Genomic DNA, 25320 nt, shown 5'->3' with positions numbered 1-25320 from the left:
CAGCTGGGCGATCCGACTTGATACCACCGGACCGGTCTGCTTCCGTAAGGCGACGATGCGACGGGGAATCCGGGACAGAGGCGACCACAAGCAACGTCCGCCGGCAGCCAGCGCGACCCCCACTCCCCGGAGCGAGGCCGCTCGCCGCGCAGGCGCCGCCGGAGGCGCTCTTCAAGCTCTTGCCCTTGACTGTCGCTCTTGCTCTTGACTGCCGCAGTAGAGCCGCCCACCTGCCCACACCACCGCCGCCCCGCGAAACCAAGGAACACCTGGCCTTCGGCTACGGACCCCACTTCTGCCTCGGCGCCCATCTGGCCCGCTTGGAGACGGAGATCGCCCTGTCGACCCTGTTCGAGCACCTCCCCGACCTCGCCCTCGCGCACCCTGACCAGGAACCGGCCCGGCTGTCCTCCATGATCGTTGTGGGGCCGGCACTTCTGGAGGCCATCCCCCACCCGCGACGGTGACCGCTGACCGTGCCCGACGAGCTCATTCACCCACCGGGAAACCGACCTCCTCGAGAATCTTGTCGAGTTGCTGACGGTGCTTGGCGTACTCCTCCCCCTCAAGACGCGGCCTCAGCGCCGATGCACGACGGCCGCAGTCCGCGAGCACGAGATCCAGCATCGCCCGCAGCGCTGCGCGCCCTGTTCCCGCCTCCTGCCTCATCCGGTCGCGATACTCCCAGGCCTGGCTGACCAGGGCCTCGCAGAGGTGGTAGTGCGCCATCAGGTGATCGGGATCGTGGAGGACCATCTCCTGCAATACCGCGACAAGCGATTCCACGCTGGAGTTCGCCGAATTCGCACGGTGCAGTGCGAACGCCGCGTTCAACGCCAATATCCGGCGGTTGCCAACCGTCTCCTCGTCCGTCCAGCGCGAGAACGCCGCGGTGATCGCTTTCGGCTCCGGGACCGCGTTCCCGGAGCTGATCCACCGGTCGAACGCGTTGGTCAGCAATACCCGAAGTTGCTCGTCGTCCGGATTCTTCTCGAGAAGCGAGCACAGCGTGTCGACTGCCGTCTGAAACTGGCCGCGCAGGATGTCGAGCTGGATGCGTTCGCGCAGCACCCTCTCCCGGCCCGCAGCGCTGAACGCCTCTGCATCGGCATGGGCCAGTACCTTAAGCGCGTCGTCATAACGCTTGAGGCGCCCGAGCACCGTCGCCAGGGCGCGCGCCGGACCGGTGGCGCCGGGCAGCCGCTCCACCCAGCTCTCCAGGACCGGCACCGCCGCCGTCAGGATCTCGCGGTCGGCGTCGTCGGTGGAGTCGTCCCGCTTCTGCAGGATCTTCAACGCCGACTCTGTTCTCGCGCCGTACAACTGGACCAGGTCGTCGAGGAATCCCGACCACTGCTCGGGCACCGCGTTGCGTCCCCACGAGCGGCCGATGCGCCGGAACTGCTCGGCGAAGCGCTGCGCGTCGGCTTCGGACGAATACGCTGCCGCCTCGCCGGCGGCCAGGATCTGTTTGAGCGCGAAGCGGGCCGCCTCGCCGGAGATGCCGTCGAGCAGCTGGATCATCTCGTCGGGGTCATTGCCGGGGAAGGATTGCTGGACGCAGTCGCGCAGCAGCGGATCCTTCGCGTCCAGCGACACCGCGTCGATGAGCGCCAGGTTGGCGACGACCGCGCCGGAATAGTCGCTCAGCGGCCAGTCGCCGTCCAGGACCGCGTTGCGGATCCCTCGCTTCCACCCGATGCGGCCACTCACCCACTTCGCGTGCGCGTCTTCCTCGGCCTGGTCCCCGGACCGGCGGACGCGCCCCTTCGCCTCCGAGGCCTCGGTGCTCGCGGCGTCGAGCAGACGGAGGCATTCCTTCTCCATGGCGTCCCGCACCCGCACCGGCAGCAAGGGCAACACCTTCCGCAGCGCAAAGACGCGACGCTCCCGGGCTGTCGACGCGCCGTCGCCGTCGGAGCGGCCGATGCCCAGCAGCAAGATCGGGCTGCGGTGCGAGACGATGTGGTTGAGTTCCTCCAGCCGCATGTGCTCCGTAACGAGCCGCACCTTCGCGCGGCTGCTGAGCAACAGCGGGATCTGCCGCGAGAAGTCCGCATCGTCGTCATCCTGCTTCGGCCCGACACACAGCGGAGCGGTCCCGAAGGACGCCGCGAAGATCCGGTGCACGGACTCCCGGGCCGCGGCACCTCGGCGGATCTGGCCGTGCAGCAGGTCTCGCAGATAGATCGCTTCGAGGTACCGGCCCCAGGCCTCCGCGGCCTCGACGGGATCACCGGCGGACGTGTGCGCCACCGCGAGGTTGTGCAGCACGCCAGGGTGCAGTGGATCGTCGGCGAGCATCGAGTTCCAGCGCCGCCGGGCCGCGGAGGAGCGGCCGAGCCGCAACTCGGCTTCGGCCTGCCGGCCGCGCAGATGGCCGCGAAGCAGGACCAGCGCGTCACGGTTCCACAGCACGGGTGGATACGGCTCAAGGGTCTGCCACGCCCGGTCGAAGTTGGCATCGAGCGCCTGCTCGGCCGCGGCCAGAGCCGCCGTGACCTGTTCACGCGCAGTGGCTCGGACCGCTGGTGCCCCGAGCGGCTCGGGTCCGGCACCGCCGGCCTGGTGCGCCTGCTCCCGCTCGCGCTCCTGCTCCGGCCCGGAAGACTCGGTCGGATCGACAGCCGACGTCGCCGCCAGGCGGGGCAGATCCAGCGCGGCGCAGCGGGCAGCGAGGTCGGTGGCCTCAGGAGTTGCCGCAGGCTCGATGCCGGCATGTTCGGACTCCAGCTGCTTCAGCCGCTTGTCGACCTGTTTCTTCAAAGGGGCGACCGTGCTGCGGAACGACTCCTGGAGCACCGACTCGCAATCCTGAAGCCGCCGCTGATACCCGGCGAAGTCCACGACGAGCCCGGCCAGGCCGGACAGCTCGGCCTCCTGGAACTGCTGCAGATCCGCGAGCCACGCGGTACGCGCCTGCTCCAGACCATCGGCCAGATCCTCCAGGAGGCGCCTGTCCCCCGCCACTGCGGCATAGTCGAAGTCAGGGTTCTTCGTGGCTTTGGCCAAGGCGCCGATCTGGCCCTTGAGATTGCCTCGCAACGTCGTGAGCTCGCTGGCCACCCTCTCGAAAGCGGCGAGCCGGGAATCGGGATCAGTCGTTTCCGCCAGCGCCGCGGCCGAGCCGTCCGGCACGTCCGCCATCGGCGCGCGCGCTTCGGCATCCAGCTCCCGCCGGGCCGCCTCCAAGGCTTTGACATGCCGGTCCGGTTCGCCTTCGGTGAACTCTCGGGCCGCGGTGTGTGCGCCGAGGTCTGGGAATCGAAGCGGGCGCCACAGCAGTCGCCGGTGGTGGATCAGTGCCGCGAGCACGTCCGGCAGGGAGCCCTCGGCCAGGCACTCGGCAAGCCGGCCGGGAAGCTCGGCGGGGTCGGTCTGGAAAAGCTCGCACACCAGCTCCAGCAAGCGGGCCGAAGGACCGTCGTCGGGTGGCAGCCGCTGTGCCAGGCGGCGGATCGTCGCGACGGGATAGCCGCAGACCATCCACTGTACGGCCAGGACCGTGAACGCGGCCCTGCCGCCCGAGCGGCGGCTGGCGAGGCCGACGACGGTTTCCAATTCCGCGGCCAGCACGTCGCGAGTCCGCTCCGTGGTCCGACCGCGCAGCCGACTCTCGGCCTCGACATCGTGGATGCCCGACCAGCGGCACACGCCGGGTCGGATCAGCGCGACGGTCGTCAAGGACTCCGGGTCCGTGCCGGTGGCGGCTGGCTTGGGCTTTTCGCCATAAGCCGAGCGATCGAAGTGGTCCACCCCGCCGCGGACGTCGCCGGCGATCTTCTCTCCCGTGGCCCGGTCCGCGCCGGTGTACCCGGCGTCGGCCAGGCGCTGCGCGTCGAGCTCCCGGAACGCGATGCTCAGATGAGCCCGGACGCGGTGGTTCACTGGCGATCGGGCAGCCGCTGCCTGCAGCCACTCGATCGCCGCACCGGGTTGTCCTCGCCGCAGATAGAGCAGCCCGAGGTGGTACGGATGCTTCGGGTTGGCCGGATTCAGCTTGTGGGCGTCACCGAGCAGTTCAAGCGCTTTCTGCGGCTCGGTGTCCGGATGCACACCGATCCGGAAGTACGCCTCCGCCAGCGCCTCGGCGGGGACAGCGGGGATCGGCTTCCCCGCGGTGAAACGCTGATGCAGCGGGTCGATCAACCGCCACAGCGTCTCGGGCCGCGACTCCAGGGAACCGGAATCCCCAGGGCTCAGCCCGGTTGCGGTAGCCGGTCTCATCGCCGCTCACCCGCTTCCCCCGGTACGCCGTCGCCTTCCGTCAGTTCGTCGATCGGCAGGACCACCAAACGGTTCCCGTCCGACGCCGCCGCACGGGTCCCATCCGGGGAAACGGCGAGCGGATGTCTGGACACTGAGGTGGCGCGGCCTTCCCGCACCAGCGAGTGCGAACCGCCGGGGTGTTCCAGAACCAGAAGCCGCCCGCCCTCGGCGACGTCCACGGGACGCGCGCCGGGAACAGTGCGGAAGCCCACCCGAACCGCCAACTCGGCGTCGAAGCACACGAACCGCCCCTCGGCGTCGACGATGGCCGTCAGCTCCGATCCCGGCAGGACTCCGGCGATTCCGGTCACCGGCTGCTTGACCCGCAACAGCTGGTCCTTGGCCAGATCCAGCCGGTAGACGAGCTGTTCGCCGACGATCAGCCCGAAATCGTTCACCAGCGCGGCCCCCAGCAGCACCGGCTCCAACTGGTGCTCGGCCAAGACCCGGCCGTCCATGACGCGCACGAGGGTGCCGTCCAGGCCGCCGACCAGGAAGCGGCCCCGGTCGGCGATGAGCACCTGGACACCGGACGGATGCTTGAGCACCGTCTGCGGCGCCTCGCTGCCGAGCGGCACCGACCACACCTCGCCGGCCCAGGTGCCCACGTGCAGCACGTCCCCGTCGAAGGCGAGAGCGCCCGGCACGCTGTAGCGCGCGGCGTCGTGCGCCGGGACGTCCCAGGTGCGGATCCGGCCGTCCGGGGCGGCCAGCAGAACCCGGCCGGACCAGTCGGCGACGGCCAGCAGGCGCCGCCCCCGCGCCCACAGCCGCGGCTGGCCTTTGAGCTCGGCGGAACCCGCTTTCTCGTAGCGGTCGGTGTAGACGGTGAGGGTGGTTCCGTCCAGGACGGCCAGGGCACGGCCGTCGGGGAAGAAGACCGGGCGTCCGCGGGCCGCCAGCGTTCCTGAGCCCTGCGCTCCGACCGGCGGTCGCACCTCGACGGAGCGGACCGGGAAGGACGCGCTCACCGCGCGCTCGCAGCCGGGGGCGGTCGCGACGAGCCGGACCTGCTCGGTCGCCGTGTGCAGCACGAGGCCGTCGAAGACGGCTTCGCCCCGGTCGGCCTCGACGGTCAGGGTGCCGGTCAGGCCGGCGGTGTCGGGCTCCGCCGACAGCGTGACGGAGATCCCGGCCGCCACCTGGGGCGAGCCGTCGGGCAGCGACACGCTGATGCGCACCGGCTCCAGGGTCCGGCCCGCGACCGCTTCGGGGGCCGCGCCCGTCACGCCCAGGACCCGGCGGGCGGCCGCCGTGCCGAGCTTGGTGGCCTCGCGCAGCACGTCGATCCAGTCCGGCTGGGTCGTGGCGATCCAGTTGATCCCGTGCACGACGAAGGGGACCTTCTCAACGGCCCCCGGATGGATGAGCACCGGCAGGAGTTCGGTGTCGGGCTGCACGACGCTGAGCCGGTAGGCCTGGTGCAGCTCCCATTCGCAGACGGACTTCTCAAAGTACTTCAACGAATACAGGGGGACGATGTACCGGGAATGACGCAGCGCCTCCTCCAGGTAGCTCTGCCAGTCCGCTCCGGCACGCGTGCCGGTCCGGGAGACGTCCAGATAGACGCGCGGCGGCGAGCCGTCTTCCTTGACGTACTTCAGGAGCGCGTCCTGCAGGCCCTTGGCCTCCTTGTAGTCCTCGCGCGCATAGCTGATGAACACGTCCCAGCAGTCGGCCGGCTGGAGCGCGGCCTCGGTGCTCACGGTCATGGCCAGAGCCTTTCGATCGTGGCGATGACTTGATCGAGCATCTGGCGTCCCCGGGCATCCAGACCGGGCCTGCCGCGCAACCGGACCGCCTCCTGGCCGAGCGGCTTGGCGAGGGCCGCCATCACCTCGAAGAGCTGCGCGTTCGGCGACCCGGAGGTGAGCGGTGCCATCAGTGTGTTGAAGCGCCGCACGAGGTCGGAGACCTCAATGGCGGCGTGCACGCTGCCGGCTTCGGCGCGGCGCGCCCTGACCTGGTCGGCGAGTTCGTCCAGCGGGTGCGTCCGATCCTGGTCGCCACCGCGGGCGAGGTCCGTCCGGGTGCGGGCCGCGCGGATCCTCCCATCGAGCGCGTCCAGAGCGGCGGCGAGCTGATCGGCGTCCTGGACGGTCTTCAGACCATCGGCGACCGGCGTCATGATGCGCTCGTATTCGTCGAAGAACTCCCGCACCACCTCGGCCTTGTCCAGTTCGGAGATCCAGTTCGCGGTCGCCGTGCCCAGACGCTCGACGGCTTGCCTGCCGTCCGCCGTCCGAGCAGCCTTTCGCAGGGCCGGGATCTGCTCCTGGACGGCAACGAGCCGGCTGCGCATCCGGGGCAGCTGCGCCGCGGAAGCCTTGCCGTTCAGCGTGTCCACGACCGCGACGAACTGCTCGACCACAGGGTTGATGACGATGCTCTCCTGCCAGCCGTGGATGGCCTCCAGCAGATCGCGGGCCTGGGTGATCGTGGGATCCTTCATCGCGACCCGGACGCAGGCCTCCGCCTGCTCCGGTCGGCGGCCCTGTTCGTACAGGCAGATCGCGTAGACGAAGTTCAGCCACCTGAACCTGGGTACCGTCGCCATCAGGGCGGCCAGCAACCGCTCGGCGCGCTCCAGGCTGCCGCGATCCATCAGCTCCAGCGCGCGCGAGACATCGTCTTCGGCGATCAGCGAGTAGAGGTCGTCGGCACGGTCGTCCGGCAGCAGCGGCGCCGGTGGCGACGGCGGGTTCCCGCGCTCGATCAGCAGCACCAGATAGCGCTCGAAGTCCTGGATCGGGCCGGACTCCCGCCAGCGCGGCTCGATCCCGTCCAGCAGGGCGCGGGCAAGCTGCGGGTTGCCGGTCTTGAACGCCCGGGCGGCCGGCTCGGCCATCGGCCGCAGGAGGGTCAGCCGGAGCAGACGGGCCAGTTCCTCGATCCGCCGACGTTCGCCGTCCGCCTCCAGGACGCCGCTCTCGGCCACGTCAAGGGCCTGGTCGAGCTCGCCGAGGCGGGCATGGCCCACCGCCAGCAGATAGCACAGGCTGCCGTCCTCGGGAACGAGTTCGAGGAAGCCGGCGGCCCGGGCCAGCGCGCCCCGGGGGTCGCGCGCGGCGGTGTCGGCGTAGGCCTTGTACTCCGCCGGTGCCAGCCGGCGGCGCAGTTCCCGGCGCAGGGTGCTGATCCGCTCCCCGAGATCCTTCGGCGTCACTTCGTCCCGCAGCGGGCGCAGGATCCGCAGCGCCTCCTCGTAACGCGGGTCCGCGAGGTGCGCGAGGCAATACGCGCGCAGGAAGCGGGCCTCCTGGTGCGAGGCGAACCGCCCCAGGTACTCCTCCAGCAGGGCCAGCGCGATCTCGAAGTGGCCGGCGGCGATGTCCGCGCGGGCGTCCTCGAGCAGGTCCTCGCCGTCGGTCCCGATCGTCAGCGACGAGGGCTTGCTGAGAGCGTCCGCGGCCAGGGCGACCAGGAGCCCGCCGTCGGGAAGGCTGTCGGGCTCGACGGTGTTCGCAGCCAGATCCGCCAGTATCCGGTCGTGGTCGAACGTGTCCGCTCCGCGCCCGAGCCCGAGGCCGGTCAGCTCGAAGGCGGGCTTGTGCAGGCTCTGGACCGGGTTACGTTTGTGCAGGCCGCTGACCGGACGGTCGTTCGGTGTCATGGCGCCTCCTTCTGGACTCGGTGACGGGGTGTTCGGGCCGCCGCGAACGGCGGCGGATCAGCCGAGCAGCGCGCCCGGATCCGGAACGCTGCCGAGCGCGTGCTCGGCCACCTGCCGGCACAGCAGGTATTCGGACTCCTGGGTCACGCGCAGCATCAGCAGCAGCACCTTGCCGATCGAGGCCTCCTCGAACAGCCGGTCGTCGTCGGCCACCGCGCGGTGCTCGACCTTCGGCAGCGCGGCCATCACGGCGGGGAGGTCGACCTCCGGCATCCGCCCGGACAGCAGGTCGGTGACGTCGACCTGCGGCAGGCGGCGGGCCAGCCAGCGGCCGACCCGGATCAGCAGCCGGGCCAGAAGGGCCAGTCGCTCGGCCAATTCTCCGGCGGGCCGGGACATGTGCGAGGGCTCGGGCACGGCGGGCTGCCGGGTCGCGGGCCGCGGCTCAGGCATGTTCTGGGACATCGCTCTCCTCGGGCAACAGCGTCTGCGCGGTGGTGATGACGAGGTCCAGCTCCGCCTTCTGCATCGCACCGGCTCCCTCGGCGGCCGTGTGAGCGGCCTTGTCGAGGTTGGCGAGCAGGTCGCGCAGCAGCGCGCGGGCTGGGGCGTCCTCCGGCAGGTCCCGGACCCGCGGATAGACGATCAGCTCGATCCGGCGGCGCAGCGCTTCGGCCCGGTGCCGCTGGTCCTCCGCCCCGGACGGCTGCAGCGGCTGCGCGCCGGCGGACTCCAGCGGCGTGCCGAAGCGGACGAACCTCGCTTTCAGCGCCCGCAAGGCGGCCAGGTCCTGCTCGGACAGGCCGGGATCGTCGAGGAACTCGCCGATGAGGGCGAGGTAGCGGGACATCGCGTCGCCGTCGCCGCCGAGTTCCCGCTCTCGGCGGACGAGTTCGAGGACTTCCGGGGGCCACACGTTCTTGGCCGCGGCATCGTCGCGTTCGAGCACCTCCAGGGCCCGGTCGCGCTCCGGCTGGCTCAGTGCGAAGTAGTAGCGGATCAGCCCTTCGACGAGGTTCGGCGCGCCGAGTGTGGGATCGGCGTCGCGTCCGGCCTGCGCGCGCCGTTCCAGCTCGACGAAGTCCACCGGCGACGGCGCCCCGGACAAGGGCTCCCGGCCCAGCCATTCGCGCAGCAGCGCCACCAGGCGGAGCACGGCGATGCCCGAACTCAGGCCGGCAGCCGGGTCCTTCTCGGCCGTGTCTTTGTCGGCAGTGTCTTCTTCGGCGCCGGCGGGCTGCCAAGGGACCTGATCGGCCAGATCACCGAGCCGGTCGCCCAGTTCGCGCGGATCACCGTGGTCCCAGGCGCAGACGACCAGTCCGAGCTCTGCTTCCAGCGTCGGCAGCCCTTGCCCCGCGGCGCGGTCGCGGGCGCCGGTGAAGTGGTCGAGAGCGTCGCCCAGCTGGCCGTCGAAGACGTCCTGGATACCGCGCGCCAGCTGAAGGTCGCCCAGCTGCGGCGGAATCAGCTCGGTCAGTTCGCCGAGCCCGCGGACGTGGTCGAAGTGCCGTACGGCGCCGTCGGCGTCCCGTTGCCGCCAGTGGTCGACGGCCATCCGGAAGTGGGACACGGCGGCGATGCGGCGGCTGTCGGGATGGGCATCGAGCAGTTCGGCGTGGTCCGCGTGGAGTTCGACGACTCGCTCGTGGTTCTCCAGCTGCGCCTGGAGCCACAGCTCGAGGAACGCGGTGTCCCGGGTGCGTCCCTCGGCGTCGATGTGCTCTTCGAGCATGGCCGCGGCGGCGGCGTAGCGGTCCCGCTCACGCGCACCCTGTTTGGCCCGCACGCAGATCCGGGCCAGACGGATGCGGGACAGCGCCTGACCCCGCGGTCCGGCGTTGACCGCCTCGGCCAGCAGCCGCTCGGCTTTCTGAAGCGCTTCGTCGGTGTCGCCGGCGAGCAGGACCAGAGCCTGTTCGTAGGGCGCGCCCCAGCGGCGCGGCACCTCGACCAGGAAGTACCCGGCCGCCGCCGCGGCCCCGAGGAGCAGGATCAGGAGCGGGACCACCGCCAGAATGATCGTCACGAGCCGTCCCTCCGGTTCCGCGCGGCCAGCAGCCTCCGGTCGAGCTCCGCCAGCCGCATGCCGTATTGATGGATTCGCTCCGGCGGCATGCTCTGGTTCTGCCTGACCCAGCGCAGACCTGTCCGGGTCTGGTCCCGTATCTGTTCGGCGCTGTGCAGGAGGGTGTCCGCCTCAGGCGAGTCACGCCTCTTTCTCCGCGCGAGCAGCAAGAAGGTTTCGACGTAGTCGAGCATCAGGTCGAACTGCCACCACATCAGCCTGTCGGCCTCGTGCAGCCAGCGGTGGACGAAGTCGTTGGCCTCCTCCAGATGGCCCTGGCCGATCAGGCAGCGCGCCATCTCGTGGGATCTGTCGCGCTGCTGCTCGTGCGAGAGGCTGTCGAACGCCGCCCGGGCGGTCGTGTCCAGGCGCGCGGCGAAGGCCGGCTTGAACAGCGCGACCAACAGGTCCATGCCCTCGGGAAACAGCTCGCTGATGATCGAGAGCTGCTCGCCGGCCGCCTCGGACCGGCTCGGTGCGGCCTGAACCGCGCGTTCGAGCAACGACAGCGCGGCGAACGGCTCGCGCAGGTCGCGGCGGGCGATCTTCGCAGCCAGCAGCAGCAGCTGGTAACTGGGCCGGTCGACAAGCGCGGCGTGAGCCAGCGCCACAGCTTGGCGCGGCTCGCCCGCGTCCAGCAGGGACCGCACCGCCGCCATCGGATCCATCGCCTGCCACGCCGCGTCCAAGGCCGCGGCCAGCGCCGCCGGGTCGGCGCCGTCCGCCACCGCCTCGGGCAGCCGGCCGGTGAGCACACTCACGCGCTCCCGGACCGCCTGGACCTGCTCCACCTGCCGCATCCAGGTGGGCAGCCGGTCGTTCCAGCCCTGATCGGCGAAGGCAGACCCGCACGCGGTGCGATGCATCAGGGCCGGGGCCGCACCGACCGGCAGCGTCTGGAAACAACTTCGGGCTGCCACCGCGAGCGCGTGCAGGCCCGGGGTGCGGACATCGGCGACGCCGCGAGCTGCCTCAGGCGTCAGGTAGGCCAGCCGTTCGGGCTCGGCGAAGACCTCCTTCAGCGACGGCGGCCCCCAGTCCGGCAGCGGCAGCAACAGCGGCTCCCGCCGGTCGAGCACCACCTCGCCGGGCAGCGCGGTCAGGCCGGGGCTGATGGCCTCACGCCAGCTGGACAGCGCGCGCAGCGCGGCGGCCACCCGCGACACGCGCTCGGCCACCGGGTCCTCGGCGATGGCATCGGCGAGGCTGCGCCCGGCCGCGCTCTCGTAGGACACGACCTGGAACCACTGCCCGTCCAGCTCCATCACGTCGTCGGAGGACAGCACGGGCACCAGGTCGGGCCGGCGCGGCCGGCTCTGCCACTGGGCCAGGGCCTCCCGCTGTACCGCGTCCAGATCCGAGGCCGGGATCAAGCGGTACCAGCGACGGCGCGCGGGGGCCCGGTACAGCAGACCCCACCAGCCGACCCCGGCATATTCGGCGTCCAAATCCTTGGCGATGCGCTGTTTGCGCTCATCGAGGATCGGAGTCATCTGCGTCCTCGAGTCGATCGGCGAGCCGGTTCAGGCTGGCGGTGTCCGCGCCGGCGGCCACGGCTGCCAGGAAGTCGGCCAGGGCCTGGCTGAGGACGTCGGTGCCCCGGCCGTCCTGCACCGAGAGCACCACCTGCTGCACGGTGCGGAGGAACTCCACGGGGACGTCGGACAGGTCCGGCTCGGGTCCGAAGACCGGTGCCGAATCCGACGCGGCTGAGGATGTCGGTGCCGGGGATGTCGGTGCCGTGGACGCCGGTGCCGAGGATGCCGGTCCCGAGTCCGGGTCCGGGGCCCAGGCCACCGGTGCTGGAACGGCGAATTCCGGCGGGGCGGCGGCTGCCGGTGCCTGCGCCTGTGCCTGTGCCGGAGTGGCGGCCGACGGCCCCTCGGCGAAGAGCTTCAGCAGCGCCAGGCGGCTCTGTTCCAGCTCGTCGACCTGGCCGATGGACGTGCTCTGGTCGAAGGTCGCCTGGTACTCCTGGCCGGTGTTGGCGTGGATCACCTGGACCGCGAGCAACCCGTTGACGTCGAGCATGAAGGTGATGTCGAAGGTGTGGTGGTTCCTGGGCCTGGGCTCGATGCCGTCCAGGTGTATGGTGCCGATCAGCGTGTTCTCGTAGACGTATTCGCTCTCGCCCTGGTAGATGGTGGCGGCGATGTTCTCCACGTTCTCGCCGTTCGTGTAGGACTTCGTCTTGCGGGCCGGGATCTTCGTACCGCGCTCGATCAACGGGTCGAAGCCGCCGCCCTCGACGCCGACGCCGAGGGTGTGTTCGGTGATCAGCGTGATGGCGTAGTCCTGGTCCTCCGTCGAGAGCCCCGCGCTGGACGAGGTCTTGATGTCGAAGGACTCTGAGGGCGCGAACCGATTCGCCTGGATGGCCGCGCCCCGCGCGACCAGGGTGTCGGGATTGGCGTCGGCGCGCACGAACCCCGCGTCCTGCTCGAAGTAGTCCAGCAGCATCTGCTTGATCCTCGGGATCCGGGTCGAACCCCCGACCAGCAACACCGCGTTGATGTCCGCGCGGTTCACGCCCTTCTTCTGGGCCTCTTGCAACGCCTGGCCGACCTGGTGCAGCGAGCGGTCCAGGATCGGCTTGATCTCGTCCTCGAAGGTCGCACGGTCCAGCTCCAGCACGGGCAGGTCCTCACCGAGGTCGATGCTGGTCGTGGCGCGCAGGGACAGCTCACGCTTGGCAGCCTCCGCCGCGGCCTTGACGCGCAGCCGGTCGAACCCGGCCGGCAGGTCCTCACCACAGGCGCGCAGGATCCAGTCGGCAATCCGGTCGTCGAAGTCGCCGCCGCCGAGCCGCTGGTCCCCTGCCGTGGCGATGACCTCGATCTCGGCGTCCCGGGTCTCGATGATCGACACGTCGAACGTGCCCCCGCCGAGGTCGAACACCAGATAGACCTGCTTGTCGGTGTCGGCGCGGTCCACGCCGTAGGCGATGGCGGCGGCTGTGGGCTCCGGAATGAGCTGCCGCGGGTAGAGGCCGGCCAGCAGCGCCGCCTCCTCGGTGGCCCGCTTCTGCCCTTCCTTGAAGTACGCCGGCACCGTCACCACGGCGTCGTGGATCTCCCCGCCCAGCGTCTGCTCGGCGATCCGCTTGATCTTCATCAACACCAGGGCACTGATCTCCTGCGGACGCAGCCACCCGCCGCCGAGCCGGGCCCGAACCGGATCCTCCTTCTTGAAGACACCGACCGCCCCGTACTGCTCCAGCAACTCCTCGGTGAACGACACCCCCATCTCCCGCTTGATCTCCACGATGGTGTCGACCGACGGCCCGCCCGGGCCGGCAATGGCGTCCTTGGCGTCGTGGCCGATGGCGAGCACGCCGGCGTCGGCGTCCAGGCGCACGACAGAGGGCATGGCGACCGCGGCAGAGCCCTCCCGCTCGGGATCGGCGAGGATCTCCGAGCTGTAGTCGTCCTTGTCATAGGCGGCGACGGCGGAATAGGTGGTGCCGAGGTCGATACCGATGACTCTGTGAAGTTCTGTGTTCATGGCAGGGTCCTTAGAAGAATCACTCGACAACGGCATCGTCGAGAATCCGGTGGTGGGTGAAATCGCCGCGAAAATCGGTGCGATCCAGGTCAGTGGGCAGGAACACGCTCTCCCCGGCGGCGAACAGAAACGCCTCGATCTCCCGCCGCAGCACGGCCAGCCCCGCCACCCGCTCATCGAACAGCGCAGACCACGTCGGCTCCAGCCGAAGCAGCGCGAGCGGCGGATGGCACGCGTCGTACTCGGCGCGAGCCTTGGCATTCTCCAGATTCACCGCATGAGCAGCGGCGATCTCCTCAGCCGCCGCACCCCTGGCGCGCATCCGCACATCCCGCCGCGCGCTCGCGGCCCTGATCTCCTCAGCCGTCGCAGCCGGCGCGACCCCCAACTCGGCGTACTCCGTGGATCTGGGCACGACGAGCGGCAGCGCGAACAGCGCGGCGCTCGTCCGAGTGTTTGAGTGCATCACGGTTTCCCTTCCATCACCGTGTATTGACGGACAGAGTGTCGGCGGCGCCGAACGGATCATGGCACCATGCACGAAGAATCTCGATTCACCACGACACCTCCCCGGCGTCGGGACACAAGCGTATGAGGGTCCTGTCAGGACCCGTCCTCACTACGACTGGACTGCTTGTGCTATTTCTATGCCGGGCCGCAGGAGGCGGCGATCAGCGGAAGCCGCGCGGCCGTGGGGGTGTGCGCGGCCGCACGGAACAGCGTGAGCCGCTGGCCCGGCTCCTGCCCGGGCAGCACGGCGCACTCCAGGTCGAGTCGGCCGCGGGGATGCAGCAGCACCTTCGTCCCGGCCCGGATGACGGCCACCTCGTGCTGGTCCCAGAGGTCGCTGAACTGTGCGCTGGCCGTTCGCATCCGGCGGATGAACGCCTCGGCCGCCGGGTCGCCGTCGCCGCCGAGGGATGCGCGCAGGTCCGCCACGTAGGCGCGGCTGGTCGGCTCCTGGTCGTCGGGTGGGCTCAGCGAGTCACGCCAGGCCCGATCGGTGAACCAGCGCTCGACGATGTTGCCTGCGCTCATGCCGCCGAAGATCGCCGCGCCGAGTACATTCGTGGCCAGCACCTCGCCGGTGCGGCCGAGGACCAGTCCGGCGGTGTCGGGTGCCAGGGCATCCAGGGCGATGCGCAGGCCCGGATCGACCGTGTGCGCCGCCGGGGCACGGCGGGGTGCCCCGTGCCCGGCGAGCGCATAGAGGTGCGCGATCTCATCGTCGGACAGGCGCAGGGTGCGGGCGATGGCGTCGAGCACGGCGTCGGAGGGCTGCGGCCCGGTGGCCCGTTCCAACCGCTCGTAGTAGTTGACCGACATGCCGGCCAGGTCGGCGACTTCCTCGCGGCGCATGCCCGGCGTGCGCCGCCGCGTCGTGGACGGCGGGGCCATGCCTTCGGGCGAAAGGGCCTCCCGGCGCCGGCGCAGGAACGCGCCGAGTGCCGGGCGGTCGATCTGCCATCTCGTTGCCACGTGCCGAGGATATCTACCTCTGATCATCAGTCAGTGGTTAGGCCGTCGGGCCCTGTCCAGACTTCCCGACATGAGTGCAAGGATTTTGGTGTCCGGGGCGAGCGTCGCCGGGCCGGCGGTGGCCTATTGGCTGGCGCGGTACGGCTTCGAGGTCACCGTGGTGGAGATCGCTCCGGCGCCGCGCGAGGGCGGGTACGCGGTCGACTTCAGCGGACCGACCCACCTGACCGTGTTGGAACGCATGGACCTGCTGACGGAGCTGCGGTCGCGGGCCACCGGCGGGCGGCCGAGCCGGTTCGTCAACGGCAAAGGGCGCACGATCTTCCAGCTGCCCGCCGAGTTCACCGGCGGTGACCTGGAGGTGCCCCGCGCCGAGGTGTCCCGGGCGTTGCAGGAGCGCGGCGGCGACCAGGTCGAGTACGTGTTCGGCGACACGGTCACCGCCCTGGAGCAGACCACCGACGGGGTGCTGGTCTCGTTCCGGGACGCGCCGGCCCGGCGGTTCGACCTGGTGATCGGCGCCGACGGCATGCACTCGACGGTGCGCCGGCTCGCCTTCGCCCCCGAAGACGCCTGCGTGAGCTACCTCGGCTACCAGGTCGCGGGCTGGAGCCTGCCGAACCAGTGGGACGTGCGCGGCGAGCTCATCTTCCACAACCGGCCCGGCACGCTGGCCGGCCTGTCCGGCGACGCCCGCGTCCCGACCCAGGCCGACGCCTACGCCCTGTTCGCCACCCCCGAAGCCGTAGTACCGCGCGATGACCGGCACCAGGTGCTGCAACAGGTGTACGCCGGCCAGCGCTGGCTGGTGCCGGAGCTGCTGGCCGCCTTCCCGGCGGCGACCGAGGTCTACTTCGACGCGGTGGCCCGAGTGCAGGTACCCAGCTGGTCAGCGGGACGGATCGTGCTGCTCGGCGACGCCGCCTGCGGCGCGACACTGAGCGGGCTCGGGACCGGCTTGGCGGTGGTGTCCGCGTACGTACTGGCCGGCGAGTTGGCCAAGACCGGCGACCACGAGCGGGCCTTCGCCGAGTACGAGCGGATCGTGCGCCCCTACGCACAACGGTGCCAGGGCGAAGGCCAACCGGCACGGCTGCTGGCCCCGACCGGCCGGGCCGCGCTGCGCCTGCGCAATCTCCTGTTGGGCAGCGCGACCGGGCGCGCGCTGGCGATGCGCTTCGGCGGCAAGGCGGTGCCCGGCCCGGACCTGCCCGACTACACCATTGCATGACAGTCATGCCAGACGTGCTTCACATGCACTTGTAGTTAACAAAGGGTACGCATACCTTCGAGATGCGGGCGCAGGAGACTCAGCCTCCTCGCCCGGTCCGACTTCATCACCCCTGCTCGGATGAGAGTACCGCCATGTCCGAAACAACTAAGAACCCTGATATAGCCACGACCGCCGCGACCGCGTCCGACGCCGACCTGCTCGCGCAGACCGCGATCGCCGTGCAAGAGGCGGGTTCGGCACTGCGCGAGCGCTTCGGCGCCGTGGTCCGCTACCAGACCCGCGAAGAACTGATGCTCGCCCTGGCTGCCAACGACGACGCGGCCCTGGAGGTCCTGCGCCCCCGCCTCGGGACGCTGCGCCCGGATGCCCGCTGGGTGGAGGACGAGCTTGCCGGCGGGGCCCTGCCGCCCGGCGAGTGGTGGGTGGTCGATCCCGCCGAAGGGAACATCAACCACCTGCACGGCCTGCCGGAATGGGCGGTGACCGCCACCTTGGTGCGCGAGAACCAGGCGGTGCTCACCGCGGTCCACCTGCCGCTGACCGGCCAGACCTACACCGCGCTCGCGGGCGCCGGCGCCCACCTCGACGGCCGGCCGCTGCGCGTGTCCGAGACCGCCGGCCTCGGCCTGAGCCTGGTGGCCACGAGCCAGGCGCGGCCGGACGAGGACGAGCAGGTCGTGCGGCGCGTCGGGTCCTCGATCACCGCGATGCTCCAGGACGCGCTCGTGGTGCGGACCTCGGTGCCCGCGACCCTGCACCTGCTGAACGTGGCCGCCGGCCGGATCGACGCGTTCTGGCAGTTCGCCGGCGCCCGCGCGGACCTGCTGCCCGGGGCACTGCTCGTCACCGAGGCCGGCGGACGGGTCTCCGACGCCGAGGGCCGGCCGTGGACGCCGCAGAGCGAGGGCTTCCTGGCCGCCGCGCCCGGCGTGCACGCCGATGCCGTCGCCACGCTCTCGCGCTGACGCCTCGATGGCCACGCGCAAGAAGCCCACAGCGCAGAACCACCAGCACTGAACCACAGCACAGAACCACCAGCACAGAAGGACCAGATGACCATGACCACCATCGCAGTTCTCGGAAACGGCCGCGTCGGCGGCGGCCTCGCCGCGGCCCTCACCCAGGCTGGGCATGAGGTGACCGTCGCGGACCGCTCACCGGGATCCGCCGCCGAGGCCTCCCGGGCAGCGCGGATCGTCGTCAACGCCACGCCGGGCGCCGGCGCGCTGGAGCGGCTCGCCGCCCTGCGCGAGGACCTGCGCGGCAAGATCCTCGTCGATGTCTCCAACGCCACCGTCGACGGACCGGACGGACTGCCCGCCGACCTGCTCTACCCCGGCTCCAGCCTCGCGGAGCAGTTGCAGGAAGCGCTCCCCGACACACACGTCGTCAAGACGCTCAACACGATGCTCTACACAGTGATGACCGCGCCGGCCGCGCTGACCCAGCCGCCGACCGCCTTCCTGTCCGGCCAGGACGCGCAGGCCAAGCAGACCGTCCGCGAGCTGCTCGTCGATCTCGGTTGGCACGAGGAGTGGATCACCGATCTCGGCGGGATCCGAACCGCCCGCGCCACCGAGGCCGCGATCCTGTTCGTCCCGCACGTGATCCGCGCCAATGGATTCGCGCCATTCGCGATCTCGATCGCCCGCTGACGACCAGTGCCGGGGGGCTCGTGCCCAGTCACCTGTCCGCCGCGCCCGGCACGCCCTCCGGCCCCTCCCCCTCCAGCCGCTCCTGCCACGCGCCGAGCAACGTGGCCAGGGCGGCGGATTCGTCGGGGGTGAGGACGCCCAGGAGGCGGTGCTCGTTGCGCATGTGGGCGGTGAACGCCTCGTCGATCAGGCGGCGTCCGGGGGCGGTGAGGGCGACGACGCGGCCTCGGCCGTCGGTGTCGGCGCGGCGGCGGGTGACCAGGCCCGCTTGTTCGAGGCGGTCGATGCGTTTGGTCATGGCGCCGGTGGTGACCATGGTGTGGGCGGCCAGCTCGCCGGGGGCGCGTTCGAAGGGGTCGCCGGCGCGTCGCAGGGCGGCCAGGACGTCGAACTCGCCCTCGCCGAGGCCGTAGCGTTCGTAGACCAGGGTGAGCTCGCCGGTCAGGCGGGCGGCCAGGCGGTGCAGGCGGCCGATGACGGCCTGCGGCGAGACGTCGAGGTCGGGGCGCTCGCGGCGCCACTCTTCCTGGATCTGCGCCACCCGGTCTTGCGACGACTGCTTGTGTTCCGGCACGTCGGCGAGTGTATCGCAATAACTTCCATGGAAGCTATTGTTCCTTCCGTGGAAGCTACAAGGCGATGGATCGCCCTCACCGCGGTCGCGCCGCTGGCCTGGGGCGCCAACTACTACGTCACGCGCTCGCTGCTGCCGGCCGATCGCCCGCTGTGGGGCGCCGCTCTGCGCGCGCTGCCGGCCGGCCTGGTCCTGCTCGGCCTCACCCGACGGCTGCCGAGCGGGGTGTGGTGGTGGCGCTCGGCGGTCCTGGCGCTGATGAACACGACGACGTTCTTCGTCCTGCTCTACATAGCCTCCGAGCTCCTGCCCACCAGCGTCGCCTCCAGCATCATGGCCGCCTCGCCGCTGGCGATGCTGTTGATCGCGTGGGCGCTGGCCGGGCAGCATCCACGCCGCACGCACCTGGTCGGAGCCCTCGTCGGGCTGGCAGGCGTCGTTCTCATGATCGGCGGCGACAGCGCGATCAGTGTTCGAGGCGTCGCGGCGTCGGCGGCGGCCATGCTCGTCTCGTCGGTCGGGTACGTGCTGTCGGCGCGCTGGCGGGACGGAGCGGACGCCTTGTCCCTGACCGCCTGGCAACTCACCGCGGGCGGCCTGATGTTGCTCCCCGTGGCGGTGGCCGTGGAGGGCGGACCGCCGGCGATCAGCGGCGCGGCGGCGCTGGGATTCGGGTATTCGACGTTCGTCGCCACCGCGTTGGCGTTCGCGCTGTGGTTCGGCGGCCTGCGTCACCTGCCGGCGGCGACGGTGGGGCTGCTCGGGCTGCTGAATCCGGTTGCCGGCGTACTGCTGGGCGCGCTCGTCGCCGGGGAGTCGTTCGGCACGCGCCAGCTGTGCGGCCTGGCGATGGTGATCGGCGGGATCCTGCTGGGACGGCGGCAGGGGGACGGCAGTCGCGACGCCGGCCCGGCCCGGTCGCTGCTCACTCGCGCCGGTCGTTTCCGCGGTCGATACGGTCACCGTGCCGTCGAAGCTGGATGCGGACAGGACCGCTGATCACCTTCTGCCGACGGCGGGCCGAACGGAGGGCCGGCGCCGGTGTCGGTGTGGATACGGGTGCGGGCGTGGGCGTCGACTCGGGAACGCTTGCGAATGTGCGGCCCAGGGCGAACCGGCCGACACCCGGGTGCCCCGCCACCAGGTCCGCCGCCAGGGAGCCGATGGCGGGCGCGAACTTGAATCCGTGTCCGGAGAAACCGGCGAGCACGGTGATCGGACCGTCGCGGTCGACGACGAAATCATGGTCGGGCGTGGTGGTGTACAGGCAGGTGGTCGCGGTCGGCGTGCGGGAATCGACACCGGGCAGCCAGAAGTCGGCGTACTCCTGGACCCGGCGCTGTGCGGCCGGGTCGATGCCGCCGGGGCGGGCGTCGGGGTGCACCACCGGGCCGACGCCGTGGAAGCCGACCTTCACCCCGTCCGGGCTGCCCGTTCCATAGACCCCGGCGCCGGCGCGCAGTCCCGCTCCCGGGTGGTGGATGAAGCTCGGCCAGTTCAGCGGGTCGGCTGCCGGGAAGTGGATCGGCTGCTCCCGGGTGACCCGCAGCGGCGGCAGTCCGGACACGGACCGAGCGGCCAGGCCCGAAGCCCAACCGCCGACCGCGATCACCGCGGCATCCGCCGTGACCACCTCGCCGTCGTCGGTGACCACCTCGACCCCGCCGGCCCGGGCGCGGAGCACCTTCGCGACCCGCACCCGGTGCCGGACCTCCGCGCCCCGCACCACGGCCGCCTGCTGGAAGGCCAGGACCGCGTCGTCGGCATGGATCCGGCCGGCCGCGGCGTGGAAGAGCACACCGGCGTCGAAGCGCAGACCGGGCCAGCGCTCGGCAGCCTGGTCCGGGTTCAGGATGCGGGCAGCGTGGCCGGCCACGCTCAGCTGAGCGTGCAGCTCCCGGATCGACTCCGGCGCACCGTGGTCGACCGCACCGGTCAGGGTGAGCAGTTCCCGGCCCGACTCCCGCTCCACCCGGCGCCACAGAGGCAGGGCCCGGGCTGCCAGCGAGACGTAGAACGGTTGCGGGTAGGCGAGACGGAAGATCCGGGAGCTGCCATGGGAGCTGCCTTCGGTGTGGCCCGGGGTCGCCCGCTCCAACAGCGTGACCGCGAAACCGCGGGAGGCGAGCTGCCAGGCCGTGGCGGAGCCCATGACCCCGCCTCCCACTACTACGACGTCTGACACAGTCGTGCCGTCCTAATCCATACGAAACTTGTGGAGATGACAGAGCATCACACGATGCGGCGCCGACGCAGCTCGATCCTCAAATTGTCGCCGGCTGGATCAGCCAGCACTGGGGCGCGCGCTGGGGCCTGGCCGGCGGCGCGGCGATCGCCGTGCTGGGAGCCGGCGCGGTGGCGCTGTGGCTGAAGTCGCCGGCCCGCCTGCCCGCACCACCGCTGACCCCTGTCACGGCCGGGCCGGTCAGCGGTTGACCAACCCCGGCTGCGGGACCGGCGCGGACAGCCGCCGCTCGGACCACCTCACGACCGCCGGCACCGCCAGGCCCGTGCCGGCGAACATCGCGCCGACGAGCCACCAGCCCGGCGTGCCCCAGTCGATGCACAGGCCGATCAGCAGCCCCGGGCCGATGGTCACGCCGAGGCCCATGCCCATGCCGAACAGCCCCTGGTACTGGCCCACCGCGTGGCTCGGCGCGAGGGCGAAGGAGAGCTCGAAGCCGCCGGCCGACTGCCAGATCTCGCCGACGGTGTGCACGACGACGCCGGCCAGGACCAGCACGACCACCAGCCAGCCCGGCAGGCCCGCCAGGGTCGAGAAGATCGCGCAGGAAGCCAGGAAGGCGAATCCGGAGCGCTGGAAGGCCAGGCCGCCGGCCTTCGGGGTGTCGATGCTCCGGCTGGCCCGGACCTGGAACACCACCACGATCGCGGTGTTCACCAGCATCACCGCCGAGACCGACCAGCGCGGCGCGTGGGTGCGGCTGAGCAGCCACAACGGGATCGCCGCGGTCAGGACCCGGAACTGGATCGCCATCACGCCGTCCAGGAGCGTCAGGGCCAGGTAGGGGCGGTCGCGCAGCGCTATCCACCTGCGCCCCCGGCCGGCCGGCTCCGGCGGCAGGGCCGGCAGCAGCAGCACGACACCCGCCGCGACCGCGCTGCACGCCGCGCTCACCGCGAGCAGCACCAGATACGCGCGGCGGGTGCCGACCTGGATGCCGAAACCGGCCAGGACCGCGCCGAGGGCGATGCCGATGTTCGTCACCGCGCGCAGATACGCGCGGTACTCGGCCGGGCGGTCGCCGCCGTAGTGCTTCACCAGCGGGCCGCGGGCGGCCGGGCCGGTGCTCTGGGCGATGGCCGCGACCGAGGCGAAGACCAGGAACGGCCAGAAGCCGCGGGTCAGGCACAGCCCCGCCATCGCCAGGGCCGCGGCCGTCAGCGTGAGCGCGTAGGACCCGCGGGCGCCGCGCCGGTCGGCGAGGTGCCCCACCGGGACCCCGGCGGCCAGCGCCACGGCGCCGGCCACCGTCAGCCCGATGCCGACCCGGGACGCGGCCAGCCCCATCGCGCGGGTGAAGTACAGCACGCTGGCGGTCAGGTAGACGCCGTAGCCGGTCATGTTCACCGCGGTCGCGACCGCGAGCACGCGCCGGGGCCCGGCCTCCGGCAGAGGGATTCCGGGCAGGGTGGGGAGCCTCATGTGAGCGACCACAGCCCCGGCAGCCGGTCGGCCGGCGCGTCCTGGACCACGAAGCGCACCGAGTCCACGAGTTCGGCCGCCAGTTTGCGGGCCAGGGCCGGGTCGTCCGCGCCGACGACCACGAAGCCGGCCCGGTCGGAGGACTGCCGCAGGGGCTTGATGGTGTCGCCCGGGGCGACCAGCAGCTGGGCGTGCAGGACCGCGGGATGCGCCAGCACCTCCTCCCACCCTTCGATCGCGGTCACCCAGCCCGGCGGCGGAACCAGGTAGCGGACGGCGGCCCCGCGCGTGGGGACCAGGGAGGTGTGCGTGCCCGGCAGGCCCAGCATGTCCTCGAAGACGAGCCCGAAGACCTCCAGGTCCGGGATCGCGTGCTGGAGCATGGTGTGGATCCAGTCGCCGCCGAAGCGGCCGTGCACCTCGCCGAGCACCGGCCCGTCGGCGGTGAGCCACAGCTCGACGTGGAAGGCCCCGGTGCGCAGGCCCAGCGTGGACAAGGCCGCGGTCACCCGGTCCTGGATCCGGTCGTGGTCGGTCTCGGAGAGCTCGGCCGGCAGCACGTGCCCGACCTCGACGAAGAACGGCGGCGGCGCCTTCTCCTTGGCGGTGACGGCCAGAATGCGGGGCTCGCCGCCGAGGAAGACCCCTTCGACGCTGAATTCGGGGCCCTCGACGAACTCCTCGACCAGGAACGGGGCGTCGTTCGGCAGCGCGGCGACCGCGCCGGGCAGGTCCGCGGCCGCGCGCACCAGGCTGACCCCGATGCTCCCCATCGCGTCGCGAGGCTTGACCACCCAGGGCCCCGGTGATCCGGCCAGGAACTCCTCCGCCGCGCCCGCGTCGGCGCACAGCCGCACCGCCGGCTGCGCGAAGCCGGCCTCGGCCAGCGCCGCACGGCACAGGTCCTTGGTCCGGATCCGCCGCACGGCCTCGGGCTCGTTGCCCGGCGCCCCCAGCGCCCGGGCCACCTCGGCGACGGCCACCTGCGCCATCTCCTGCAGCGCGAACACCGCGTCGAACCGTTCGCCATCGGCGGCCCGGGACCGGGCCCAGGCCACGGTCTGCTCCGGGGGCACGAAGTCGACCGCCGAGACCGCGTCGGCGGCCGCGCTGACGGTAGGGGTGCCGGCCAGCGCGTCGGGCCGGTTCACCACGTGCGTGCGGATCCCCCGGGCCCGCGCCTGGGCCAGGGCCTGCTCGGCCATGACCGTGCTGATCGGCACCGGACGCGCACCGCCGACGAATAACAGGTTCTTCACTTCGCACCTTCCGCTGTGGGGGTTTTCACGACTGCCAGGACTTGGCCCGCCGCCACCACGTCGCCGACGGCGCACCGGATGTCGGGCACGCCGGCGAACGGGGCCAGGACGCGGTTCTCCAACTTCATCGACTCCACGACCACCAGGACGTCCCCGGCCTGGACCGGATCGCCGGCCGCGCCGGGGACGGCGACCACGGTGCCGGGCATGTCGATGCGCACCGCGCCGTCGGAGCCGCGCGCGCCGTCCTCGGCGAAGGACGGGACGGCCAGGGCTTTGCGATAGCCGCCGACGGTGATGTCGTAGCCGTCGGCGGTGCGCAGCCCGGTCCAGGGGACGTCGTCCACGGTGCCGTGGAACAGGTGTCCGCGTCCGCGGGTCCGGACCCGCAGCGTCTGGCCGTCCACGGTCACCCGTGCCAGGTCGGCGGACGCGCCGGCCAGCCGGCCCTGCCATTCGCGATCGTCGCCGCGCACGACGATCCGGCCCAGCGGGGCGTCCGGGTCCAGATCCGCGCGGCCGAAGGCGCCGATCGAGCCGGTCCACGGCGAATCCGGCACCGGGACGTCCATCGCGGCCGCGCACGCCACCGCCAGCCGGGTGCAGCCCCGGTGGGCGGACCCGGCCACGAGGTCGTCCACCAGGTGGGTGTCGAGCCGGCCGGCCAGGACCTCGGGCTCGGCCAGCAGCCCGGCCAGGAAGCCCAGGTTGGTCGTCAGCGCGGCCACCGTGGTCTGCCCGATCGCGCCGGTGAGCTGCCGCAGCGCCGCGTCGCGGTTCGTTCCGTGCGCGACCAGCTTGGCGATCATGGGGTCGTAGAACGGCGGGACGGTCGCGGTCCCGTGCGCCCCGGCCTGCGGGCCCTCCGGAGTGTCGTCGAACGCTGCTTCGACCCGCACTCCCCCGGGCCACCGGACGGCGGCGGCCGATCCCGGCGCGGGCCTGAACCCGGCCTCGGGGTCCTCGGCGTACACGCGGGCCTCGACGGCGTGCCCGCTGACCGCGATCTGCTGCTGGGCCAGCGGCAGCGGCTCGCCGCCGGCGACCCGCAGCTGCCACTCCACCAGATCGACGCCGGTGACCTCCTCGGTCACCGGATGCTCGACCTGAAGGCGGGTGTTGACCTCCAGGAAGAAGAAGTCCTCGCCGTCCAGGATGAACTCGAACGTCCCGGCGTTGACGTAGCCGATCGCCTCGGCTCCGCGGACCGCGGCCGCCAACAGCGCCTCGCGCACATCGGCGGCGAGCCCGGCCGCGGGCGCCTCCTCGACGATCTTCTGATGGCGCCGCTGCAACGAGCACTCGCGCTCGTACAGGTGGACGACGTTCCCGTGGCTGTCGCCGAACACCTGCACCTCGATGTGCCGCGGCCGGGCCACATAGCGCTCGACGAGCAGCCGTCCGTCGCCGAACGCGCTGCGGCCGATCCGCACCGCCTGCTCGACCGCCTCGGGCAGCGCGGGGGCGTCGGCGACGACCGCCATCCCCTTGCCTCCTCCCCCGGCGACCGGCTTGAGGATGACAGGGAAACCGATGCGCTCGGCCTCCTGAGCCAGCACGGCCAGGGAATCAGTGGCCTGGGAGGATCCCGGGAGCACCGGGACGCCGGCCTGCGCCATCAGTGTCCTGGCGCGCGCCTTGTCCCCCATCGCGGCGATGGTCTCGGCGCCGGGGCCGACGAAGACCAGGCCGGCTCGGGCCACGGCCTCCGCCAGGCGCGGGTTCTCCGACAGGAAGCCGTAGCCGGGATGGACGGCGTCGCAGTCGGTGCGCAGCGCGGCCTCGACGATCGCCTCGATGTTCAGGTAGCTGTCGGCCGCGGCGGCGCCGCCGATCGCGACCTGCTCGACCGCGCCGTCCAGGTGCGCGGCGAAGCGGTCCGCCTCGGAGTACACGGCGACGTACTCGATGCCCAGCCGGCGACAGGTCCGGGCGATCCGCCGGGCGATCTCGCCGCGGTTGGCTATCAGGACTCGTTTGAACATCCGCGTCTCCCCC

Annotated in this window: 19 protein-coding genes; 5 read left to right on the top strand and 14 right to left on the bottom strand. The window is 71.6% G+C overall.

Annotated features, from left to right (window positions below):
- The first annotated feature begins 185 nt into the window (after window positions 1-185).
- Window positions 186-467 (top strand): cytochrome P450, encoded by a 282-nt coding sequence (locus tag ABIA35_RS42835; protein WP_370361830.1) that lies wholly within the window; start codon window positions 186-188, stop codon window positions 465-467.
- 22 nt (window positions 468-489) lie between these two features.
- On the opposite strand, the gene ABIA35_RS42830 is transcribed toward ABIA35_RS42835, so the two are convergent.
- From ABIA35_RS42830 to ABIA35_RS42790, 9 genes are all read right to left on the bottom strand, one after another.
- Entirely contained in the window at window positions 490-4149 is a 3660-nt protein-coding gene (locus ABIA35_RS42830; RefSeq protein ID WP_370361829.1) for a tetratricopeptide repeat protein, read from the bottom strand.
- 74 nt (window positions 4150-4223) lie between these two features.
- A complete protein-coding gene (locus ABIA35_RS42825) occupies window positions 4224-5981 on the bottom strand; it encodes a TIR domain-containing protein (RefSeq protein WP_370361828.1) in 1758 nt (585 codons plus the stop codon).
- On the bottom strand, window positions 5978-7882 hold the full coding sequence (locus tag ABIA35_RS42820) for a hypothetical protein (RefSeq protein ID WP_370361827.1): 1905 nt from the start codon (window positions 7880-7882) through the stop codon (window positions 5978-5980). Before ABIA35_RS42820 ends, ABIA35_RS42825 begins: the two co-directional genes overlap by 4 nt.
- Window positions 7883-7939: 57 nt before the next feature.
- Complete coding sequence (locus ABIA35_RS42815) at window positions 7940-8347, bottom strand: hypothetical protein (protein WP_370361826.1); 408 nt, start codon at window positions 8345-8347, stop codon at window positions 7940-7942.
- Window positions 8328-9911 (bottom strand): hypothetical protein, encoded by a 1584-nt coding sequence (locus ABIA35_RS42810; RefSeq protein ID WP_370361825.1) that lies wholly within the window; start codon window positions 9909-9911, stop codon window positions 8328-8330. Before ABIA35_RS42810 ends, ABIA35_RS42815 begins: the two co-directional genes overlap by 20 nt.
- Window positions 9908-11443, bottom strand: coding sequence for a hypothetical protein (locus ABIA35_RS42805; RefSeq protein ID WP_370361824.1), 1536 nt, complete (start codon window positions 11441-11443; stop codon window positions 9908-9910). Before ABIA35_RS42805 ends, ABIA35_RS42810 begins: the two co-directional genes overlap by 4 nt.
- A complete protein-coding gene (locus ABIA35_RS42800; RefSeq protein ID WP_370361823.1) occupies window positions 11424-13454 on the bottom strand; it encodes an Hsp70 family protein in 2031 nt (676 codons plus the stop codon). The genes ABIA35_RS42805 and ABIA35_RS42800 overlap by 20 nt, the downstream gene beginning before the upstream one ends.
- Window positions 13455-13473: 19 nt before the next feature.
- A complete protein-coding gene (locus ABIA35_RS42795) occupies window positions 13474-13920 on the bottom strand; it encodes a hypothetical protein (protein ID WP_370361822.1) in 447 nt (148 codons plus the stop codon).
- A 179-nt stretch (window positions 13921-14099) separates the two neighbouring features.
- Window positions 14100-14933 (bottom strand): helix-turn-helix transcriptional regulator, encoded by an 834-nt coding sequence (locus ABIA35_RS42790; RefSeq protein WP_370361821.1) that lies wholly within the window; start codon window positions 14931-14933, stop codon window positions 14100-14102.
- Window positions 14934-15003: 70 nt separating this feature from the next.
- Here ABIA35_RS42790 and ABIA35_RS42785 point away from each other — a divergent pair, with 70 nt between their 5' ends.
- The 3 genes from ABIA35_RS42785 to ABIA35_RS42775 all read left to right on the top strand — a co-directional run bounded on the left by ABIA35_RS42785 (window position 15004) and on the right by ABIA35_RS42775 (window position 17822).
- Window positions 15004-16164 carry an FAD-dependent monooxygenase gene (locus ABIA35_RS42785; protein WP_370361820.1) on the top strand — a complete coding sequence of 387 codons (1161 nt, stop codon included), beginning with the start codon at window positions 15004-15006 and terminating at the stop codon, window positions 16162-16164.
- A 134-nt stretch (window positions 16165-16298) separates the two neighbouring features.
- Entirely contained in the window at window positions 16299-17132 is an 834-nt protein-coding gene (locus tag ABIA35_RS42780) for an inositol monophosphatase (protein ID WP_370361819.1), read from the top strand.
- A gap of 93 nt (window positions 17133-17225) precedes the next feature.
- The gene (locus tag ABIA35_RS42775) at window positions 17226-17822 is read left to right on the top strand and encodes an NADPH-dependent F420 reductase (protein WP_370361818.1); all 597 of its coding nucleotides are present in this window, start codon (window positions 17226-17228) and stop codon (window positions 17820-17822) included.
- Between the two features lie 28 nt (window positions 17823-17850).
- Here the strand turns inward: ABIA35_RS42775 and ABIA35_RS42770 are convergent, their stop codons facing one another.
- The gene (locus tag ABIA35_RS42770; RefSeq protein ID WP_370361817.1) at window positions 17851-18396 is read right to left on the bottom strand and encodes a MarR family winged helix-turn-helix transcriptional regulator; all 546 of its coding nucleotides are present in this window, start codon (window positions 18394-18396) and stop codon (window positions 17851-17853) included.
- A 48-nt stretch (window positions 18397-18444) separates the two neighbouring features.
- On the opposite strand from ABIA35_RS42770, the gene ABIA35_RS42765 reads away from it, so the two are divergent.
- Window positions 18445-19395 carry a DMT family transporter gene (locus tag ABIA35_RS42765; RefSeq protein WP_370361816.1) on the top strand — a complete coding sequence of 317 codons (951 nt, stop codon included), beginning with the start codon at window positions 18445-18447 and terminating at the stop codon, window positions 19393-19395.
- On the opposite strand, the gene ABIA35_RS42760 is transcribed toward ABIA35_RS42765, so the two are convergent.
- From ABIA35_RS42760 to ABIA35_RS42745, 4 genes are all read right to left on the bottom strand, one after another.
- Window positions 19322-20581 carry an FAD-dependent oxidoreductase gene (locus ABIA35_RS42760; protein WP_370361815.1) on the bottom strand — a complete coding sequence of 420 codons (1260 nt, stop codon included), beginning with the start codon at window positions 20579-20581 and terminating at the stop codon, window positions 19322-19324. The two genes, ABIA35_RS42765 and ABIA35_RS42760, sit on opposite strands and share 74 nt — an antisense overlap.
- Before the next feature lie 240 nt (window positions 20582-20821).
- Window positions 20822-22063 (bottom strand): MFS transporter, encoded by a 1242-nt coding sequence (locus tag ABIA35_RS42755; RefSeq protein WP_370361814.1) that lies wholly within the window; start codon window positions 22061-22063, stop codon window positions 20822-20824.
- A complete protein-coding gene (locus tag ABIA35_RS42750) occupies window positions 22060-23322 on the bottom strand; it encodes an ATP-grasp domain-containing protein (RefSeq protein ID WP_370361813.1) in 1263 nt (420 codons plus the stop codon). The genes ABIA35_RS42755 and ABIA35_RS42750 overlap by 4 nt, the downstream gene beginning before the upstream one ends.
- Entirely contained in the window at window positions 23319-25307 is a 1989-nt protein-coding gene (locus tag ABIA35_RS42745) for a biotin carboxylase N-terminal domain-containing protein (RefSeq protein ID WP_370361812.1), read from the bottom strand. The genes ABIA35_RS42750 and ABIA35_RS42745 overlap by 4 nt, the downstream gene beginning before the upstream one ends.
- Window positions 25308-25320: the final 13 nt, after the last annotated feature.

This window comes from Catenulispora sp. MAP12-49 (assembly GCF_041262705.1).
Taxonomy (GTDB): Bacteria; Actinomycetota; Actinomycetes; order Streptomycetales; family Catenulisporaceae; genus Catenulispora.
This window is presented reverse-complemented; position numbering and strand designations above follow the sequence as displayed.

What these genes read in the sequence shown, in the direction of transcription:
- ABIA35_RS42825 (WP_370361828.1), bottom strand. Translation starts at nt 5,981, where the DNA reads ATGACCGTGAGCACCGAGGCCGCGCTCCAGCCGGCCGACTGCTGGGAC.
- ABIA35_RS42820 (WP_370361827.1), bottom strand. Translation starts at nt 7,882, where the DNA reads ATGACACCGAACGACCGTCCGGTCAGCGGCCTGCACAAACGTAACCCG.
- ABIA35_RS42815 (WP_370361826.1), bottom strand. Translation starts at nt 8,347, where the DNA reads ATGTCCCAGAACATGCCTGAGCCGCGGCCCGCGACCCGGCAGCCCGCC.
- ABIA35_RS42805 (WP_370361824.1), bottom strand. Translation starts at nt 11,443, where the DNA reads ATGACTCCGATCCTCGATGAGCGCAAACAGCGCATCGCCAAGGATTTG.
- ABIA35_RS42800 (WP_370361823.1), bottom strand. Translation starts at nt 13,454, where the DNA reads ATGAACACAGAACTTCACAGAGTCATCGGTATCGACCTCGGCACCACC.
- ABIA35_RS42795 (WP_370361822.1), bottom strand. Translation starts at nt 13,920, where the DNA reads ATGCACTCAAACACTCGGACGAGCGCCGCGCTGTTCGCGCTGCCGCTC.
- ABIA35_RS42785 (WP_370361820.1), top strand. Translation starts at nt 15,004, where the DNA reads ATGAGTGCAAGGATTTTGGTGTCCGGGGCGAGCGTCGCCGGGCCGGCG.
- ABIA35_RS42780 (WP_370361819.1), top strand. Translation starts at nt 16,299, where the DNA reads ATGTCCGAAACAACTAAGAACCCTGATATAGCCACGACCGCCGCGACC.
- ABIA35_RS42775 (WP_370361818.1), top strand. Translation starts at nt 17,226, where the DNA reads ATGACCACCATCGCAGTTCTCGGAAACGGCCGCGTCGGCGGCGGCCTC.
- ABIA35_RS42755 (WP_370361814.1), bottom strand. Translation starts at nt 22,063, where the DNA reads ATGAGGCTCCCCACCCTGCCCGGAATCCCTCTGCCGGAGGCCGGGCCC.
- ABIA35_RS42745 (WP_370361812.1), bottom strand. Translation starts at nt 25,307, where the DNA reads ATGTTCAAACGAGTCCTGATAGCCAACCGCGGCGAGATCGCCCGGCGG.